Source organism: Kitasatospora sp. NPDC058478 (assembly GCF_042720345.1).
In the GTDB taxonomy this organism is placed as follows: domain Bacteria; phylum Actinomycetota; class Actinomycetes; order Streptomycetales; family Streptomycetaceae; genus Kitasatospora.
On sequence record NZ_JBHXML010000001.1, the window covers coordinates 148650 to 166523 of the forward strand.

A 17874-nucleotide genomic window follows, 5' to 3' on the forward strand; every position below is an offset into this window, starting at 1 on the left:
CCGGCTCAGGCGCGCCGGTCGTAGTCGACGGGCAGCCGGTTGACCCCGCGCGCCAGGACGGCGGGGATCCAGGCGAGGGAGTCCAGGCCCTCGTCGGCGGCCTCGGACGGGCGCAGCCCGGGCAGCCGGGTGAGCAGGGTGGCGACGGCGGTCTGGAGTTCGGCCCGGGCCAGGGCGGCGCCGGGGCAGTAGTGGATGCCGTGGCCGAAGGCGAGATGGGCGTTGGGCGTGCGGTCGAGGTCGAGGCGGTCCGCGTCCGGGAACCGCGTCTCGTCCCGGTTGGCGGCGCACAGCGAGACGATCACCGAGTCGCCGGCCGGGACGGTGGTCCCGAACAGGTCTCCGTCCTCGGCGAGGAAGCGCCAGGTGGTGAGCTCGAACGCGGCGTCGTGGCGCAGCAGTTCCTCCACCGCGCGGGCCAACAGGCCGGGGTCGTGGGCAGGCCCCTCGGAGAGGGAGTCGCGCAGCCGGGCGAGCTGGTCGGGGTGGCGCAGCAGCGTGATCAGCATGGTGGTGATCTGGTTGGTGACCGGCTCCTGGCCCGCGACCAACAGCTGGAACACCATGGAGTCCAGCTCCTCGCGGCTCAACTCGCCCGCGTCGTGGGCGGCGACGAGCCGGCCCAGCAGGTCGGCGTCCGTCGTGGCCGGGTCGTGCCGGTCGTGATCATCGACGTCGTGATCATCGGCGGGGTTCCCGGCGCGCTTGTGGGCGACCACGTCGGCGATGTACGTCTGGAGGCCGCGCAGCCGCGCCTCGTACGCCGGACGGCCCGGATCGTGCGGGCCGACGGGCTGCACGACCTTGCCCCAGTCGCGGTCGAATCGCACCGCCAACTCGGCCGGCAGGCCGATCACTTCGGCGAGCACCCGGAACGGGAAGTGCGCCGCGAAGCCGGCCACCAGGTCGGCGCCGCCGGTCTCGGGCAGTTCGTCGACCAGCGCGTCGGCCAGCTCCTGGAAGCGCGGGCGCAACGACTCCACCCGGCGCGGCGCGAAGGCGTCCAGGACGAGCCGGCGCATCGTGGTGTGCTTGGGCGGGTCCTGGTGCAGCAGGTGGACCTGCAACTGGGAGTGCTGCGGCTCGGGCATGATCGACGCCAGCTTGTGCCAGTTCTCGTTGCCCAGCGCGTGGTTCTTGCCGAACCTGGGGTCGTTGAGGGTCTCGTGGGCGGCCTGGTAGCCGGTGACCAGCCAGGCGTGGATGCCGCTCGGGAACTCCACCCGGTGCACCGGCCCGGCCTCGCGCATCCGCCGGTAGAGCGGGTACGGGTCGCTCTTGTACGCGGGGCCGTACAGCGGTACTGGGTCCGGGAGTTGGTCGTACCCGTACGGGCAGCGCGGTTCGTCCGCCGGGTGGGCCGGCGCCGGATCGTGGACGGTGTCGGTCATCTGCGGTGTTCCTCCGGTGGTGCGGGCATGGCGGGGTGCGGGCTCTCGGGTATGGGCTCTGGGGTACGGGCTCTGGGCATGCGGGCGTTGGGAGTTGGGGAGGCGCGGTCCGGCGGGCTCAGGTCCGTGGGCGGCGGTGCAGGGCGAGCAGGGCCACGGCCGTCGCCGCGACCAGGGCGGCCAGGGCGATGCCCGTCCGGGTGCCGGTGGTGGCGCGGTCGCCGGCCAGCGCGGCGGCGCCGGCCAGGGCCGGGCCGAGGGCGAAGCCCAGGCTGCGGGCCAGTTGGACGGCGGAGCCCGCGGTGGCGAGCTTCCCGGGGGGCGAGGCGGTCATCACCAGGGCCTGGGTGGGGCCGCCGTTGAGGCCCATCCCGACACCGGCCAGGGCGAGCCGCCAGGCGATGTCGGCGGCGGACCAGCCGGTGTCCAGCGGGACGAGCAGCGCCAGGCCGAGGGTGGTGACGGCGGCGCCGGCGAGCGCGGTCGGGCGGGCGCCCCAGCGGTCGGCCAGCCGTCCGCCGACCCGGCCGGCCAGCACCATGCCGAGCGGGAAGGCCAGCATGGTGAGCGCGGTGGCGGTGGCGCTCTCGCCACCCGGACCGCGCAGGTGCTGGGCGAGCAGGTAGTGGCAGGCCGCGAAGCCGGCGGCGAGGGCCAGCACCGACGCGTTGACCCCGACGGTTCCGGCGGCCCGCAGCACCTCGGCGACCGGCCTGCCCCCGGGGCGGCGCAGCCAGACCAGCACCAGAGGGGCGGCGGGCAGCGCCAGCAGCAGCCACAGCGGCGCCTCCGGGGCCAGGGTCAGCGCGAGCAGCACGGCGGCGACGGCCGCGCCTATCAGGGCGGCGTCGCCGAGCGACGCCCGGTCGGGCGGGCGCAGGCGGCCCCGCCGCGGGGCGTACCGGCGCACGATCAGCACGGCGGCCAGGCAGACGGGCAGCTTGATCAGGAAGACCGCCCGCCAGCCGAAGTGGTCCAGCAGCAGGCCGCCGATGACCGGCCCGGTGACGGCGCCGAGCGGGCCGAGCGTCGCCGGGATGCTCATCGCCCGTCCGCGCGATTCGGGGCGGACGGAGGTGGCGGCCAGCACCGGCATCAGGACGAACAGCACCGCGCCGAAGGCGCCCTGGAGCAGTCGGGCGGCGATCAGCCAGCCCGCCCAGGGGGCGAGGGAGGCCAGCACGCTGCACGCGGCGAAGCAGCTGACGGTGAGCAGCAGCGCCGAGCGGGTGCCCACCTGGTCCAGCCAGCGCCCGGCGGGCAAGAGGAGTGCCACCAGCGGGAGTTGGTAGCCGAGGGTGGCCCACTGGGCGACCCCGGCGGACACGTGCAGGCTGGCCGAGATGTCGGTGAGGGCCAGGTTGACCACGTTCATGTCGAGCATCGCGACGAACGAGAGCAGCCCGGCGGCCACGACCAGGATCCACCGGTCTGCCGGTTCTGCCTGACTGTTCATCAACGTGGCGGCGGTCAGCGGCTGTTGCGCTGCCATGAAGTCCCTCCGTTGCCCGACTGCTGTCCCGGACACCGCCTCGGCGGCGGGGTCCGGTACAGCAGTCGGAGGCGCGGGGGCTCCAGTTCCGAACATGTGAAGGAATTTTCGGACGGACGGACGGACGGACGGACGGACGGACGGACGGACGGACAGACGGACAGACGGACAGACGGGCAGGCGGGCGGGCGGGGGTGGCGGGCGGCGGACAGATGACGACCGACAACTAACAACTAACAGATAACAGATTTCGAAATCTGTTATCTGTTAGTTGTCATCTGTTACCCGGCGCCGGCCTCCTGCCGTCCGTCCGCTCAGCAGGCCGCTGCGAGTTCCCCGCCCTCGGCCGCGCGGAGCCGGGCTATCAGTTCCTCCCGGGCGCGGGCGACGCGGGAGCGCACGGTGCCGATCGGGCAGCCGGCGACCTCGGCCGCCTCGGCGTAGCTCAGGCCGACCATCTGGGTGAGGACGAAGGCCTCCCGCCGCTGGGCGGGCACCCGGTCGAGCAGGTCCCCGAGCGCGACGCCGTCCTCGAACCCGGCCGCCGGTTCGGCTCCCTGTCGCTCCGCCGCCTCCTGCCAGTCCGGCAGCGCCGCGCAGCGCGGTCGGGCGGCGGCCGTCCGGTACCGGTCGATCACCGTGCGCCGGGCGATCGACAGCAGCCAGGTGCGGGCCGAGGAGCGGCCGGCGAACGCGGGCAGGCCGCGCAGCGCGCGCAGGAAGGTCTCCTGTGCGAGGTCGTCGGCGGACTGGACGTCGGTGAGGTGGGCGACGAACCGCCAGACGTCCCGCTGGGTGGCGCGGACGAAGGCCTCGACGTCCGGGGCCCGGCCCGCGCGGGCGGTCAGCGCGAGCGCGGTGAGCTGCTCGTCATCCACGGTGGCCTCCCACCCGGCCGGTCTCGCCGTGAGGGCAGTGCGGGACCATGGTCGTATGAGATGCGCGCAGTTCCGTACCGCCCTGTCGGCCCGGCTCGACGGCGAACCGACCGGACTGTCGGGTGGCCGGTTGGACGGGCACGTCGCGCGCTGCGCCGGTTGCCGTGCGTGGCTGGAGCGGGCCGAGCAACTGCGCGGCCGCGTCCGGGCGAGCGCCGCCGCCGGTCCGTCGGACGAGTGGTCGGCCCGTTTGCTGGACGGACTCGGCGTGCGGGGGCTCGGGGGCGGTCAGGCTCCGGACGGGCCGGAGGCCGTGGAGCGGTAGGACGGTGGCGCCGGTCCAAGCCGGTGCGCCGTCGTAGTCAGGCATGCGAAGGTCCTGAGGGGAGGGCTGGGAGCGGCGCCACCCGAGGCGGCGCCGCCGGCGTCCATGGGACTTCCGCGCGGCCCGCAGCGCCTCCACGGAGGAGACGGCGGGCAGGCGCGGGCCCGGGCCCTGGCGGCACGGCGGCGAAAGCACGGCCGAGCGGCAGGGCGACCTGCCCGCCGAGCGAACCCCGTGGGCCCTACGGTCCCCGGCGGCGGTGGGCTGCCGGGGGCGGTAGGCGCAGGAGTGGGGACGGCGGGCGCGTCAGCAGGCGAGGGCGAGCGCCGGCGGGCCGCGCCGGACCACGGCATGGGTGAGCAGCACCGACCGGGATGGCCGGGTCCGGCCGCCGGTGGGTCGGGGTGCAGCCGGCGGGCGGTAGCCGAAGGGGCGCGCGAACAGAGCCAGCAGCGGGAGCACCAGCACTCCCGCGACCACGGTGCCGAGCGCGCCGAGCAGGTCGAAGAGCCGGACCAGCGCGGCGTCACCGCGCCACAGCAGCAGCGCGCAGGCCAGCGCGGCGAGCGCGTGGGCGGCGATCATCCCGAAGGACATCCCGTGCGCCATGTCGTGTGCCATGCCGTGTGCCGTCCCGGAGGGCATCCCGTGTGCGGCGGATGCTCCGGACAGGCTCGACGTACCCGGCATGCCGGGCATCCCCGCCATCCCGGCCGCGTCCAGCGCCGTCCCATCGGCCGCAGCCGAAGCCGCAGCCGAAGCCGAAGCCGAAGCGGACGCGGACCCGGAGACCGACGCGGACGTGGATACCGATACCGGGGCGGAAACCACACCCGCCGCCGTCCCGTGGTGCATGCCCGCCATGGTGTGCAGGCCGTTGGCGGCGGGCGGGACGTCCGGGTCGAGGCCCGCCATCCGGGCCAGCTCGACGGGGGAGAGCCCGCCGGGGATCCGCTCGGGGTTGCAGAGCAGCAGCGCGGCCCAGTCCGTGGTGGCGAGCCGGCCGAGACCGCCGCCTCCCCGGCCGAGCGCTGCGGCCTGTTCGAACAGCAGGTGCAGCGCGCTCTGGGCCGCGACCATCCAGGCGCTGATCGCGCCGAGCCCGCGCCGTTTGCCGGCGAGCAGCCAGGTCAGACCGAGGACGGCCCCGAACGCGCCGATCAGCACCGGTGGTGAGACCCCGGCTCCGGCCATGGCGACGTGCGCCGCGGCGGCCAGCGCCACGCACAGCGCGGCGAAGACCACGGCGCGCAGCAGGCGGATCCGGTCGGTCATCACGATGGCACTCATCGTCGCACCCGCCCCGCCCGGCCCGGACCGCACCCTCCGGTATTGGCCGGTTCCACCCCGTGAGACCATGCCCGGCCCCGTGCCTCCGTGTGTCGAGAGTCCGGCCCGGCCGCCGCACCAACCCGTTCGTACGACCATCGACGCGGTTTGACATCACCCCCCGCTTGCTCACTAAATGTGCACACCCCGGTACCGATAGTGGCTGCCGGGTGGACGCCGAACGCGAAGCAGGAGGCCCGGCCATGGAGACCTCGACCGGCTTGGCGGCCCCCGCCGCCGACCTCGCCGACCCCCGCTTCTGGCAGCTGCCCGCCCCCGCCCGCGCGGCCGCCTTCGCCGAACTGCGCCGACGCCCCGCGCCGGTGTTCTTCGGCGATCCCGCCACCGGCCGGGGCTTCCACGCGCTGGTCCGCCACGCCGACGTGGTCGAGGCCAGCCGGACCCCCGCGGTGTTCCTCAGCGGCCCCGGCGTCACCACCCCGGAACCGCCCCGCTGGGTTCGGCTGGTGTTCGGCGACTCGATGGTCAACCTCGACGACCCCCGGCACGCCCAACTGCGCAGGATCGTCTCGCGAGCCTTCACCCCCCGGCTGCTCGGCCAGGTCGAGGAGGACATCCGCCGCGTCGCCACCCGCCTGGTCGACGACGTCGAGCGGCGGCGGCCGGAGGACTTCGTCACCTCCGTGGCCGCCGAGCTCCCCTTCCAGGTGATCTGCACCATGATGGGGATCCCGGAACATCCGCGCCGAATGATCCTGGACCAGGTCAACCACGCCTCCGAGAACATCGGCGTGGCCCGCCCGCTGCGCCGCCGGATCCGGATGCCCGGGCGCGGGCTGCTGGCGCTGGCCCGCATGCAGGGCATGGTCGCCTCGATCGGTCGTGAGCGCCGCCGCCGGCCCACCGAGGACCTGATCTCCGCCCTGGTCACCGCCGACGTGGACGGCCGCCGGCTCACCGGACGCGAACTCGGCGCGTTCTTCTCCCTGCTGCTGGTCGCCGGTGTGGAGACGACCCGCAACGCGCTCGCCCACGGCCTGCACCTGCTGACCGCGCACCCGGAGCAGCGCGCCCTGCTGCTCGCGGACCTCGACAGGGGGCTCGGCGGTGCGGTCGACGAGATCATCCGCCACGCCACGCCGATCATCCACTTCCGCCGGACCCTCGCCGTCGACCACGAGCTCGGCGGCCCCGGGGGCCCGCTGCTGCGTGCGGGGGAGAAGGTCGCCCTGTTCTTCGGCTCGGCCAACCGGGACGAGACGGTCTTCCCCGACCCGGACGCGTTCGACATCACCCGCACGCCCAACCCCCACCTCGGCTTCGGCGGCGGAGGGCCGCACTACTGCATCGGGGCGCACCTGGCCCGGCAGGAGATGAAGGTGCTGTTCCGCGAGCTGTTCGCCCGGCTGCCCGAGGTGCGGTCGGTCGGCGAGCCGGACATCGTGCCGTCCAACTTCGACCACCGGGTCCGGTCGCTGCGCTTCATGTTCTGAACTCTCCGAGTCCTCTGAGCCCTCTGAACTCTCCGAGCCTCCGAACCTCCGAGCCCTCCCAGTCTCCGGACCCCCTGAACTGTGCCTGGCCCGGCCGTTGGCCCTATCCGACCGGTTCCCAGACCGCGTGGTCGTGCGCGAACAGAATCCGGCGCGGCCCGTACTCCGCCACCCGGTCCAGCCAGGCCCGGTAACCGGGCAGCGGCGCGGCCACGCCCTCGCGCGACGCCCGCCGGGCGAGCACCGCCTGGCCGTACTCGGACGCGAAGTCGTAGGCCTGCCCGGCCAGCATCACCGCGCCGCCGCCGGGCCGCTCGACCACCAGTGACTGGTGGCCGCCGGTGTGCCCGGGCGTGGGCAGCACCCGTACGCCCGGCCAGACCTCCGTCTCGCCGTCCAGTTCGCGGTAGTCGGCGCCGGGGAAGTCGACCAGCGCGTCGATGGTGTACGCGCCGCGCCGGGCGGCGGCCAGTTCGGCCGCCTGGACGAGGACGGGCGTGCCGGCGAGCAGCGGATTGCCGCCGCAGTGGTCGAAGTGGAGGTGGCAGTTGACCACCAGGTCGATGTCGGCGCAGGCGACGCCGACGGCCGCGAGCGCCTCCGTCAGCGGGCGGCGGACCGGGCGGTAGTGTGCTTCGGTCTCGGGCTCGCCTGCGCCGATCCCGGTGTCGAACAGCAGCAGCCCCTCCGGGCGGCGGACCAGGTACGCGAGGACCGGCTCCACCCGCGGCTCCGGGCCGCCCACCTCGGACGCAGGCCGGACGAAGTACCCGAGATCGAGGCGGCGGACCGCGTGCATGGAGCTCCCCTTGTCGCGCTGTCCCCCGTACGGGCGGCCGCGGCGGCCCCCGTTCGCAGCCTACCCGCCGATCGGCAGCCCCCGGTCGGCCTTCACCTGCTTCATCGTCAGATGCGAGTTGACCTGCGCGATCCCCGGAAGTCCCGAGAGCACGTCGGTGATGAAGCGCTCGTACGCGGCGATGTCGGCCACCGCGATGCGCAGCAGGTAGTCGGGTTCCCCGAAGAGGCGGTGCGCCTCCACCACTTCCGGCAGCTCCGCCACCCGGCGTTCGAACTCGGCGACCGTCACCTGATCCTCGTGACGCATGGTGATCGTGACGAAGGGTTGGAAACCGCGTCCGACCGCCGTGCCGTCCAGGAGCGCTCGGTAGCCGCGGATCACGCCGTCCTGCTCCAGTTGTCGGACCCGGCGCAGGCAGGGGGAGGGGGTGAGGTCCACCCGGGCGGCCAGGTCGGCGTTGGTCAGGCGGCCGTCCTGCTGGAGCTCGCGGAGGATTCTGCGGTCGATTCGGTCCATGGCGCAACATTCTGCCAAAAGGCGGGCCGGACCAGCAGGAAGTGGCCATCGCGTGCCAGGGCTATCCGGCTACCTTCAGTGACCGAACGCACCGGACAGGTGCCGCGAGGATCACCGGACCAACGGCCGGGACCCGCCCGAACGAGCACGACAGGTCACCGCCACCCATGGACACCCACGCCCTCCTCCTCTTCCTCGGAGTCGACCTGCTGCTGGTCTGCACACCGGGGCCCGACTGGCTCTACATCGCCGCCCGAGGCCTCGGCCAGGGTCGGCGCGCCGCCTTCATCGCGGTCGGCGGCGTCTGCGCCGGCTACGCCGTCCACACCCTGCTCTCCAGCGCCGGCCTGGCCGCCGCGCTGCGTGCCGTCCCCGCCGCCCTGCCCGTCCTGCGCCTCACCGGCGCCGCGTACCTGCTGGTGCTGGCCGTCACCATGCTGCTCGCGCTGCGCAAGGGCGGCGGCGCCACGGCCCTCACCGCGCCCAAGCCGCAGCCCACCGCGACCGTGCTGCGCCAGAGCATGCTGACCGCCCTGCTCAACCCCAAGGGGCTGCTGCTCTACCTCTCCCTGGTGCCGCAGTTCGTCGAGCCGGGCGCCGCGCTGCCGGTCGGCGGGCAGGTGCTCGCCCTCGGCTCGCTCAACGTGCTGGCCTGCGCCGTCGTGTACGGGCTGGTCGCGCACGCCAGCGGACGCCTGGGCGGCCGGCTCGGCGGCACCCCGCGTGCGGCGCGCCGGATGACCCTGGTCTCGGCGGTGCTGCTGATGCTGGTGGCGGGCGTCACGGCGAGCGCCTGAGAACGGGAGCACAATGCCGGGCATGACAGAGCGTCCGACCTTCCCCGGCACCTGGCCCGCCGATCAGCCCGCGTCCACCGATCAGTCTGCGTCTGGCGATCAGCCCGCGTCCACCGAACAGCCCGCCGCCGGAGGGGAACCTGCGGACCGGCCCACCGCCGACCTCTGGGCCGCCCTCGGCGGATCGGCCGAGCTGCTGGGGCGGGTCTCCTTCCACGGCCCCGGCGACGTCCTGGCCTCCGGCCTGCCGGTGCGCAGGCTCGCCCGGGCCACCGTGGCCGCCTGCTCGCTGGCCGCCGCCGAACTTGCCGCCCACCGCGCCGGCGGCCCGGTCCCCGCCGTCCGGGTGAACCAGGGCGCCGTCGCCACGGCCTTCGTCAGCGAACGCCACCTGACCGTCGACGGCCGCACGCCCGTCAGCTTCGCCCCGCACTCCGGCTTCTGGCGCGCCGCCGACGGCTGGGTCCGCACCCACGCCAACTACCCGCACCACCGCACCCGACTGCTCGCCGCCCTCGGCCTGCCCGCCGACGCCGGGCCCGAAATGCTCGCCAAGCTGCTGGGCGAACTGCCGGCGGAGCAGGTCCAGGAGCGGGCGTTCGAAGCGGGGGCGCTCGCCGTAGCCGTCGCGCCGGTGAGTGCCACCGCGCACCCCCTGGTGGAGAGCCGGGTGACCGGCACCGCGTCCGTCCGCCCGCTCGGCGACGCCGGCCCCGAGCGGCCCGCCGCCGGGATCCGCGTCCTCGACCTCACCCGGGTCATCGCCGGCCCGGTCGCCACCCGCACCCTCGCCCTGCTGGGCGCCGACGTCCTGCGCGTCGACCCGCCCCACCTCCCCGAGGCCGACGACGCCCACGCCGACACCGGCTTCGGCAAGCGCTCCACCCGCCTCGACCTCACCGATCCCGCCGACCGCGCCGTCTTCGACGGCCTGCTCGCCACCGCCGACGTCCTCGTCACCGGCTACCGCCCCGGAGCCCTCGACGCGTACGGCCTCGCCCCCGACGCACTGTCGGCCCGCCACCCCGGCCTGATCGTCGCGCAGCTCTGCGCCTGGGGCTGGACCGGCCCCTGGGCCGGCCGGCGCGGCTTCGACAGCCTCGTCCAGGCCGGCGTCGGCATCGCCGCCCACGAGGCCGGCCCCGACGGCCGCCCGGGCGTACTGCCCGCCCAGGCCCTCGACCACGGCACCGGCTACCTCGTCGCCGCCGCCGTCCTGCGCGCCCTCACCGAGCAGCGCACCGGCCGGCCCGGCGGCCGCCACCTGCGGTTCTCCCTCGCCGGTACGGCCTCGTGGCTGCTGCACGGCATCCCGCCCGAGGCGCCCGCCCCTGCTGCCCCGGCGGACAGCGCTCCGGCGGACGGTGCTCCGGACACCGGGGCGTACGACCCGGCCCGGTGGCTCGCCGAGACCGACTCCGCCTACGGACGGCTGCGCCACGCCCTGCCGCCCATCGCCTACACCGGCGCGCCCACCGACTGGTCCCGCCCGCCGGGGCGCTGGGGGACGGACGCGCCGGTCTGGCTCTGAGGACGCCGCGCAACCGCCGCCCCGGCCAGCGATGTCACAGGCAGCTGGCAGCATCGACGCATGACTGCACACGCCACCGACTACACCTGGTTCGAGCAGCGCTACCCCATCCCCGGGGCGGCCCACTGCCTGACGCTGGTCGAGGGGATCACCGCCGACGAACTGCTGCGCCGCTTCGGCGCCCTGCCCGGTCGGGAGGTCACCGGCCTGGACGCCGTGGTCGCCGCCTGGGAGACCTTCGACGACGGGGAGGACGAGGAGGCGGAGGCCCGGATCGAGCCGGAGGACGACCGGCTGCTCGTCGCCGTCACCGAACTCGACGGGTGGGCCGTCGTCGTCGAGGTCTTCGGCTACCTCGGCAGCCTGCCCGACGTCATCCGCCGCCTCGCCGACGGCACCCGGCTGGTCTCGCACTTCCGGAACGCCGTCGCGGTGGACCACTTCAACTGGTGGGAGCAGGGCAGCTGCCGGCTCCAGTTCGAGCCGCTGTTCCCCACCCAGCGGCACGGTTCGGACGCCGACGCCCCCGGTGTCCCCGCGCTTCTGACGGCCTGCGGCTTCCAGCTCGACGGGGAGGGTCACGACCTGCACACCGAGGCCGCGTTCGCGCTGGCCGAGCGGCTGACGGACGTCCGGCTCACACCGGAACGGCTGGAGGCCGCCACGTTCCGGATCGGCTACGCGCCGACGCGCTAGCTGTTCTGTCCCGTGAGGTTGGAGATGCGGAGTGAGACCCGTGGAGCCAGACCCTTGAAGTCAGGCCGTGGAGTCAGGCCCGTGGAGTCAGACCCCCGCCGGGATCTGCTTGGCCCGGCCGCGCATCTGGAGGGCCGTCACGATCTCGATCAGTCCGAGGATCACCAGCCAACAGCCGGCCAGGACGGCCAACGCGGCGATCGAACCGACCGGCCAGACCAGCAGCAGCACACCGGCCACCGTGTTGGCCACGCCTGCGAAGGCCTGCCAGCCACGGGCCGGCATCGCCGGGTCGGAGACCGCGGCGGCGAGCTGGGTGATGCCCCGGAACAGCCAGCCGATGCCGATCCAGATCGCCAGCAGGAGCAGCGACTGCGCCGCGCTTCGGAAGCAGAGCAGCCCCAGCAGGACGCAGATCGCCCCGCTGATGAAGGCCAGCACCCGCAGTGCGGTGGTCGCGTGGGTGCCGAACGCGGCGATCAGCTGCACGATGCCGATGACCAGCAGGTAAAGGCCGAACAGCACGCCCACCACCAGCAGGGTCTCCTTCGGCCAGACGAAGACGACGATTCCGAGGGCCAGCGAGACGATTCCGGCGAGCAGCAGGACCTGCCAGGCGGCCTTGGCGAGTTGGCCGAGCGGACCCTGGACCGGGGAACCGTCGGGGGTGATGATCGGGGAAACCACGGTGGTGTACTCCTCGGGGCCGGGGACGGGCAGGGGCCGAACCCCAGCCTGGCCGGGCCACCGTCGACCGGCGCGTCGGGTACGGCCGTTCGGGGGACGGAGACAAGGGAGGGGGGAGAGGAAGCGGAGGGGGACGGAAGGGGGATGGGAGAGGGCGTGCGGAGGAGACGAATGTTCGATGGAGTGGCTCCGGTGGCCTTCCGGTCGCCGGAACGACGCCGTCCGGCCACCTGCCGTCGATATCATCCGGCGGTATGACTTCTGAAGGGTGGGGGACCCGTTCGGTAGAGCCGGTCAGTCAGCACTACATCGTCTGCGGGGGCAACGCACTGGCCCACCGGCTGGTCCTGGAACTCGTCGAGCACTACGAGGTCCCGGTCGTCGTCCTGGTCGCCGATCGCACCCGCGACCACGCGCCGCAGATCGAGCAACTCCCCGGCGTCGCCGCCGTCGTCGAGTACGCCAGCATCACCGACGAGGCGCTGCGCGAGGTGTCGATCGACACCGCCCGCGGCCTCGCCCTCGTCGAGGGCAGCGACCAGGACAACATCCACGCCGCGCTCAGCGCCCAAGGCCACAACCCGGACATCCGGATCGTGCTCCGGATGTTCAACCAGCGCCTCGGTGAGAACATCGAACGGCTGCTCAGGAACGGTGCCGCGCTCTCCGGTTCCGCCACCGCCGCACCCGCCTTCGCCGCGGCGGCGCTCGGGCGGCCCAACTCGGTCGAGATCGGCGGACGCTTCCTGCACATCGCCTTCGACGAGGCCATCACCTCCGACCGGATCTGCGTGGTCGCCGACCACATCGACCGCCAGGACCTCAGCAAGATCCGCCTGCTGCCCGAACAGCGCGGCGACTCGGCCGACTTCGTCCGGCTCGCCAGCGAGTTCGGCGACGACGGGCCGGTCCGCCCCGGTGGCGTCCGCCGCGAAGCGGAACCGGAGCCGGCGCCCGAGGAGGAGCCGGACGGCGTGGCCGCCCTCCAAGCGCTGCGCATCGAACCCAGGGAACCGATCAGCTGGGCGCGGCGGGCGCGTTGGCGGCTGCTCGACATGATGCGCTTCTTCACCAGCGCCCGGATGCGGCTGGTGCTGCTCACCGCCCTCGCCGCGGTGCTGATGGCCTTCGGCGTGCTCTGGTACCTGAACCGGAACTTCGGCTGGACCCTCTACATCTCGCTGCTCGACCTCGCGGGCGCCGCCCAGCCCGACCAACTCGCCGACATCGCCGCCGGGACCGGGACGGGCGGACTGTGGCAGCGGGTGGCGCAGGTGGTGATCACCATCTGCGGGATCACCTTCGCCCCGGTCGCCACCGCCATCGCGGTCGAGGTGCTCGGCTCCGGGCGGCGCGGGCAGCCCCGCAACCCCGGGGCCGGCACCCGGGACCACGTGATCGTCGTCGGCCTCGGCAACGTCGGCACCCGGGTCGCGGCCCAACTGCACGAACTGGGCGTGCCGGTGGTCTGCATGGAGCGTGACCCGCAGGCCCGGGGCATCGCCGCCGCCCGGGCGCTCGGCATCCCGGTGGTCCTGGGCGACGGCCCGTTCGAGGAGCAGTTGCGTCGCGCCCGGTTGAAGCACAGCCGGGCGCTGGTCGCGGTCAGCGGCGACGACGCCACCAACCTGGAGGCGGCCCTGGAGGCGCGCCACGGGAATCCCGAAGTCCGTGTGGTGGTGCGGCTGTTCGACGACAACTTCGCCGGGCACTTCTACGCGACGCTGGACAACGCGGCCTCGCGTTCGGTCTCGTACCTGGCCGCACCCGCCTTCGCCGCCGCCCTGATGGGGCGCGAGGTGCGCGGGATGCTGTCGGTGTTCCGGCACGTGCTGCTGATCGCCGAGTTGACGGTCGAGGACGGCAGCGGGCTGATCGGCATGAACCGGCACGACCTGGAGGACCCGGGCGGCGTCCGGGTGATCGCCGTCCGGTTCGCCCGCAGTGCGCAGTTGCAGTGGAACTTTCCCGACCGCACCCGGCGCCTCACCCCGGGCGACCAGATCGTGGTCGCCGCCACCCGTAGCGGGCTCGCCCGGCTCAACACGGCGCTGGTGGACGAGGTGTGACGGCGGCTGACGCACAACAGCTGACAGATAACAGCTAACAGATTTCAGATGACGAAATCTGTTAGCTGTTATCTGTTACTTGTCAGCTGTTACCTGTCAGCCGTCAGCCGTAAGCCGTAAGCGGCCAGGTCACCGGTTGGTGAAGGACGGCGGGCGCTTCTCCGCGAATGCCGCCATGCCCTCCTTCTGGTCCGCCGTGGCGAACGCCGCGTGGAACAGCCGACGCTCGAAGCGGACGCCCTCGGCGAGGGTCGTCTCGAAGGCGCGGTTGACGCTCTCCTTGAGCATGACCGCCGCCGGGGTGGACATCGCCGCGACGGTCTCGGCCACCGTCAGGGCCTCGGCCAGCAGCTGGTCCGCCGGGACGATCCGGGAGACCAGGCCGGCCCGCTCGGCCTCCTCGGCGCCCATCATCCGGCCGGTCAGGCACAGTTCCATCGCCTTCGCCTTGCCGACCGCCCGGGTCAGCCGCTGCGAACCGCCGATGCCCGGGATCACGCCGAGCTTGATCTCCGGCTGCCCGAACTTCGCAGTGTCCGCCGCCAGCAGGATGTCGCACAGCATCGCCAGCTCGCAGCCGCCGCCCAGCGCGAACCCGGCCACCGCCGCCACGACCGGCTTGCGCAGCGCGCCGAGCCGGTCCCAGGGGCCCAGCCAGTCGTCCAGGTAGACGTCCGGGAACCGGTTGCCCTGCATCTCCTTGATGTCGGCGCCGGCCGCGAACGCCTTCTCCGAGCCGGTGATCACCAGACAGCCGATCTCCGGGTCCCGGTCGAAGGCGGTCGCGGCCGCGACCACCTCGTTCATCAGCTGGGTGTTCAGCGCGTTGAGCGCCTTCGGCCGGTTGAGCGTGATCAGCCCCACCCGGCCCTTGCGCTCGACCAGGATCGTCTCGTAGGTCTCGGTCTCGGTCATCGCCGTTGACTCCCATTCCGCTGCTCGGCGCCGCGCGGGCGCGCCCTGACCATCCAACGATCTACGACGCGCCCCGCCTCGCGCCAGTCTTGGTATGCGAGATGGTCGTCACGGGCCCGGCTCCCCGCTGCGGAGCCGGGGCCCAGGGCTCCGGACACGGGGCTCCGGACGCGGGGCGTCAGGGGTCAGAAGCGGACCCCGTAGCGCTCGGCCGCCTGCCGGACGGTCTCCGCCTTGACCTCGCCCCGGCGCGCCAGCGCGGCCAGCGCCGCCACCGCGACCGACTGGGCGTCCACGCCGAAGTGCCGCCGCGCCGCGTCCCGGCTGTCGGAGAGGCCGAAGCCGTCCGTGCCCAGCGACGTCCAGTCCTGCTCCACCCACGGGCGGATCTGGTCCGGTACCGCGCGCATCCAGTCGCTGACCGCCAGCACCGGCCCGGGCGCCCCTGCCAGTGCCCGCGTCACGTAGGGGACGCGCGCCGCCGCGCCCGTACCGGCCGCCGCCTGCGCCAGGTTGGCCGCGTCGCAGTCCAGCGCCTCCCGGCGCAGCTCCGTCCAGGAGGGTGCCGACCAGACGTCCGCCGCCACGCCCCAGTCCTCGCCGAGCAGTTGCTGGGCGGCGAGCGCCCAGCGCACGGCGGTGCCCGAGGCGAGCAGCTGGAGCCGCGGCGCGTCGCCGCCCGGCGAGGGCTCCGCCGGGCGGTAGCGGTAGAGCCCGCGCAGGATGCCGTCGGTGACGTCAGCGACGTCAGCGACGGCAGTAACGTCGGTGACGTCCGTGCCGGTCGGCAGCGGCGGCTGTGGCAGCGGCTCGTTGTAGACGGTCAGGTAGTAGAACACGTCCTCGCCGTGCGGGTGTTGGGGGCTGCTGCCGTACATCCGGCGCAGGCCCTCGCGGACGATCACCGCGACCTCGTACCCGAAGGCGGGGTCGTAGGACAGTGCCGCCGGGTTGGTGGAGGCAATCAACTGCGAGTGGCCGTCGGCGTGTTGCAGGCCCTCGCCGGTCATCGTGGTGCGTCCGGCGGTGGCGCCGATCAGGAAGCCTCGGCCCAACTGGTCGGCCAGAGCCCACATCTGGTCGGCGGTGCGCTGCCAGCCGAACATCGAGTAGAAGATGTAGAACGGGATCACCGGCTCGCCATGGGTGGCGTACGCGGTCGCGGCGGCGGTCAGCGAGGCCATCGAACCGGCCTCCGTGATGCCCTCGTTGAGGATCTGGCCGGTCGCCGACTCCTTGTAGTGGAGCAGCTGGTCGCGGTCGACCGGGTCGTAGGTCTGCCCCAGCGGCGAGTAGATGCCGGCGCTCGGGAAGAGCGACTCCATGCCGAAGGTGCGTGCCTCGTCCGGGACGATCGGCACCCAGCGGTGGCCGGTGGCCTTGTCCCGCATCAGGTCCTTGACCAGCCGGACGAACGCCATGGTGGTCGCGATCTCCTGCGTGCCGGAGCCCTTGAGCAGCGTCTCGAAGGGTTTCGCGGGCAGCTCGGGCAGCGGGGTGAAGCGCACCCGGCGGGCGGGCGCGGGGCCGCCCAGCGCGGCGCGCCGCTCCCGGAGGTAGCGGGCCTCCGGGGAGTCCGGGCCCGGGTGCGCGTACGGGACCAGCTCGCCGGTCAGGGCGCTGTCGGGAATGGGGAGTTCGAGCAGGTCGCGCATCGCCCGGAACTCCGCTCCGGAGAGCTTCTTCATCTGGTGGTTGGCGTTGCGGGCCTCGAAGCCGGGGCCGAGCGTCCAGCCCTTGACCGTCTGCACCAGCACCACCGTGGGGGCGCCCCGGTGCTCCAGCGCCGCCCGGTAGGCGGCGTACACCTTGCGCGGTTCGTGTCCGGCCCGGGAGGTCGCGACGATCTCCAACAGCCGCTGGTCGTCCACGATTTCGGCGATCGCCTGGAGTTCGGGCGCGGCCTGGAACAGGTGCTCGCGGACGTAGCGGGCGTCGGAGGCGGCGTAGGTCTGGAACTGTCCGTCCGGCACCGCGCCGAGCCGGCGCACCAGCGCGCCCGTGGTGTCGCGGGCCAGGAGGTCGTCCCAGGCTTCGCCCCACAGCGACTTGACGACGTTCCAGCCGGCGGCGCGGAACTGGCGCTCCAGCTCCTGGACGATCTTGCCGTTGCCGCGCACCGGTCCGTCCAGGCGCTGGAGGTTGCAGTTGACCACGAAGGTGAGGTTGTCCAGCCCCTCGCGGGCGGCGAGGGCGAGCGCGGCGGTCGACTCCGGCTCGTCCATCTCCCCGTCGCCGAGGAACGCCCAGACGTGCGAGCCGGAGGTGTCCTTGATGCCGCGCGCGGTCAAGTACCGGTTGAACCGGGCCTGGTGGATGGCCGACAGCGGTCCGAGGCCCATGGACACGGTCGGGAACTCCCAGAACCACGGCAGTCGGCGCGGGTGCGGGTACGAGGGCAGGCCGTCGCCGCCGGCCTCCTGCCGGAAGCGGTCCAACTGGGCCTCGCCGATGCGCCCTTCGAGGAAGGCGCGGGCGTAGACGCCGGGCGCGGCGTGGCCCTGGACGTACAGCTGGTCGCCGGAGCCGTCGGCCTCCTTGCCGCGGAAGAAGTGCTGGAAGCCGACCTCGTACAGCCAGGCGGCGGACGCGTACGTGGCCATGTGCCCGCCGAGGCCGCCGCGGTGGTTGCCCCTGGTCACCATGGCGGCGGCGTTCCAGCGGTTCCAGGCGGTGATCCGCCGCTCCATCGCCTCGTCGCCGGGGAACTCGGGCTCGGCGCCGGTCGGGATGGTGTTGACGTACGGGGTGTCCAGGAGCGGTGGGACGTCGAGCCGGCGCAGTTCGGCGTGTTCGACGAGGCGGCGCAGCAGGTGGGCGGCGCGGTGCGCTCCGCCGAAGTCGCGGGCGGCGTCCAGGGAGGCGCGCCACTCCGCGACCTCTTCGGGGTCGTGGTCGGGAAGCTGGTCGAGCTGGGACACGGATGGTTCCCCTTTGCCGGTGCTTCAGAGTGCCGATTCCGGGATGCGGAATAGCATTTCTCTCCATGGAA

At 73.6% G+C, this 17874-nt stretch carries 15 protein-coding genes; 6 read left to right on the plus strand and 9 right to left on the minus strand.

Annotated features, from left to right (window positions below; translation table 11 throughout):
* Positions 1–5: 5 nt before the first annotated feature.
* The 3 genes from ACFWPT_RS00615 to ACFWPT_RS00625 all read right to left on the minus strand — a co-directional run bounded on the left by ACFWPT_RS00615 (position 6) and on the right by ACFWPT_RS00625 (position 3761).
* Complete coding sequence (locus ACFWPT_RS00615; protein WP_380478414.1) at positions 6–1391, minus strand: cytochrome P450; 1386 nt, start codon at positions 1389–1391, stop codon at positions 6–8.
* A 118-nt stretch (positions 1392–1509) separates the two neighbouring features.
* A complete protein-coding gene (locus ACFWPT_RS00620; protein ID WP_380478416.1) occupies positions 1510–2883 on the minus strand; it encodes an MFS transporter in 1374 nt (457 codons plus the stop codon).
* Positions 2884–3197: 314 nt separating this feature from the next.
* Positions 3198–3761, minus strand: coding sequence for a sigma-70 family RNA polymerase sigma factor (locus ACFWPT_RS00625; RefSeq protein ID WP_079135986.1), 564 nt, complete (start codon positions 3759–3761; stop codon positions 3198–3200).
* A 55-nt stretch (positions 3762–3816) separates the two neighbouring features.
* On the opposite strand from ACFWPT_RS00625, the gene ACFWPT_RS00630 reads away from it, so the two are divergent.
* A complete protein-coding gene (locus tag ACFWPT_RS00630; protein ID WP_380369027.1) occupies positions 3817–4086 on the plus strand; it encodes a zf-HC2 domain-containing protein in 270 nt (89 codons plus the stop codon).
* Positions 4087–4392: 306 nt separating this feature from the next.
* On the opposite strand, the gene ACFWPT_RS00635 is transcribed toward ACFWPT_RS00630, so the two are convergent.
* Positions 4393–5376: a hypothetical protein gene (locus ACFWPT_RS00635; RefSeq protein WP_380478418.1), complete on the minus strand. Its 984-nt coding sequence runs from the start codon at positions 5374–5376 to the stop codon at positions 4393–4395.
* Between the two features lie 242 nt (positions 5377–5618).
* On the opposite strand from ACFWPT_RS00635, the gene ACFWPT_RS00640 reads away from it, so the two are divergent.
* Positions 5619–6869 carry a cytochrome P450 gene (locus ACFWPT_RS00640; RefSeq protein WP_380478420.1) on the plus strand — a complete coding sequence of 417 codons (1251 nt, stop codon included), beginning with the start codon at positions 5619–5621 and terminating at the stop codon, positions 6867–6869.
* 103 nt (positions 6870–6972) lie between these two features.
* Here ACFWPT_RS00640 and ACFWPT_RS00645 read toward each other — a convergent pair whose 3' ends face one another.
* Together ACFWPT_RS00645 and ACFWPT_RS00650 are read right to left on the minus strand one after the other, a co-directional pair.
* Positions 6973–7668 carry an N-acyl homoserine lactonase family protein gene (locus ACFWPT_RS00645; RefSeq protein ID WP_380478422.1) on the minus strand — a complete coding sequence of 232 codons (696 nt, stop codon included), beginning with the start codon at positions 7666–7668 and terminating at the stop codon, positions 6973–6975.
* A 60-nt stretch (positions 7669–7728) separates the two neighbouring features.
* The gene (locus ACFWPT_RS00650) at positions 7729–8187 is read right to left on the minus strand and encodes an Lrp/AsnC family transcriptional regulator (protein ID WP_063349872.1); all 459 of its coding nucleotides are present in this window, start codon (positions 8185–8187) and stop codon (positions 7729–7731) included.
* Positions 8188–8354: 167 nt separating this feature from the next.
* On the opposite strand from ACFWPT_RS00650, the gene ACFWPT_RS00655 reads away from it, so the two are divergent.
* Genes ACFWPT_RS00655 through ACFWPT_RS00665 form a run of 3 tightly spaced genes read left to right on the plus strand, consistent with a single transcriptional unit; the run spans position 8355 to position 11211 of the window.
* On the plus strand, positions 8355–8984 hold the full coding sequence (locus ACFWPT_RS00655; RefSeq protein WP_380369040.1) for a LysE family translocator: 630 nt from the start codon (positions 8355–8357) through the stop codon (positions 8982–8984).
* Positions 8985–9006: 22 nt separating this feature from the next.
* The gene (locus ACFWPT_RS00660; RefSeq protein WP_380478424.1) at positions 9007–10515 is read left to right on the plus strand and encodes a CoA transferase; all 1509 of its coding nucleotides are present in this window, start codon (positions 9007–9009) and stop codon (positions 10513–10515) included.
* Between the two features lie 60 nt (positions 10516–10575).
* Positions 10576–11211 (plus strand): DUF6461 domain-containing protein, encoded by a 636-nt coding sequence (locus tag ACFWPT_RS00665; protein WP_063349874.1) that lies wholly within the window; start codon positions 10576–10578, stop codon positions 11209–11211.
* Between the two features lie 87 nt (positions 11212–11298).
* Here the strand turns inward: ACFWPT_RS00665 and ACFWPT_RS00670 are convergent, their stop codons facing one another.
* A complete protein-coding gene (locus tag ACFWPT_RS00670; protein WP_063349875.1) occupies positions 11299–11898 on the minus strand; it encodes an HdeD family acid-resistance protein in 600 nt (199 codons plus the stop codon).
* A 254-nt stretch (positions 11899–12152) separates the two neighbouring features.
* Here ACFWPT_RS00670 and ACFWPT_RS00675 point away from each other — a divergent pair, with 254 nt between their 5' ends.
* Positions 12153–13967 carry an NAD-binding protein gene (locus tag ACFWPT_RS00675; RefSeq protein WP_380428117.1) on the plus strand — a complete coding sequence of 605 codons (1815 nt, stop codon included), beginning with the start codon at positions 12153–12155 and terminating at the stop codon, positions 13965–13967.
* Positions 13968–14096: 129 nt separating this feature from the next.
* Here ACFWPT_RS00675 and ACFWPT_RS00680 read toward each other — a convergent pair whose 3' ends face one another.
* Complete coding sequence (locus tag ACFWPT_RS00680; protein ID WP_063349877.1) at positions 14097–14882, minus strand: enoyl-CoA hydratase; 786 nt, start codon at positions 14880–14882, stop codon at positions 14097–14099.
* A gap of 185 nt (positions 14883–15067) precedes the next feature.
* Positions 15068–17803 carry a pyruvate dehydrogenase (acetyl-transferring), homodimeric type gene (gene aceE, locus ACFWPT_RS00685; RefSeq protein ID WP_380478427.1) on the minus strand — a complete coding sequence of 912 codons (2736 nt, stop codon included), beginning with the start codon at positions 17801–17803 and terminating at the stop codon, positions 15068–15070.
* Between the last annotated feature and the right edge of the window lie 71 nt (positions 17804–17874).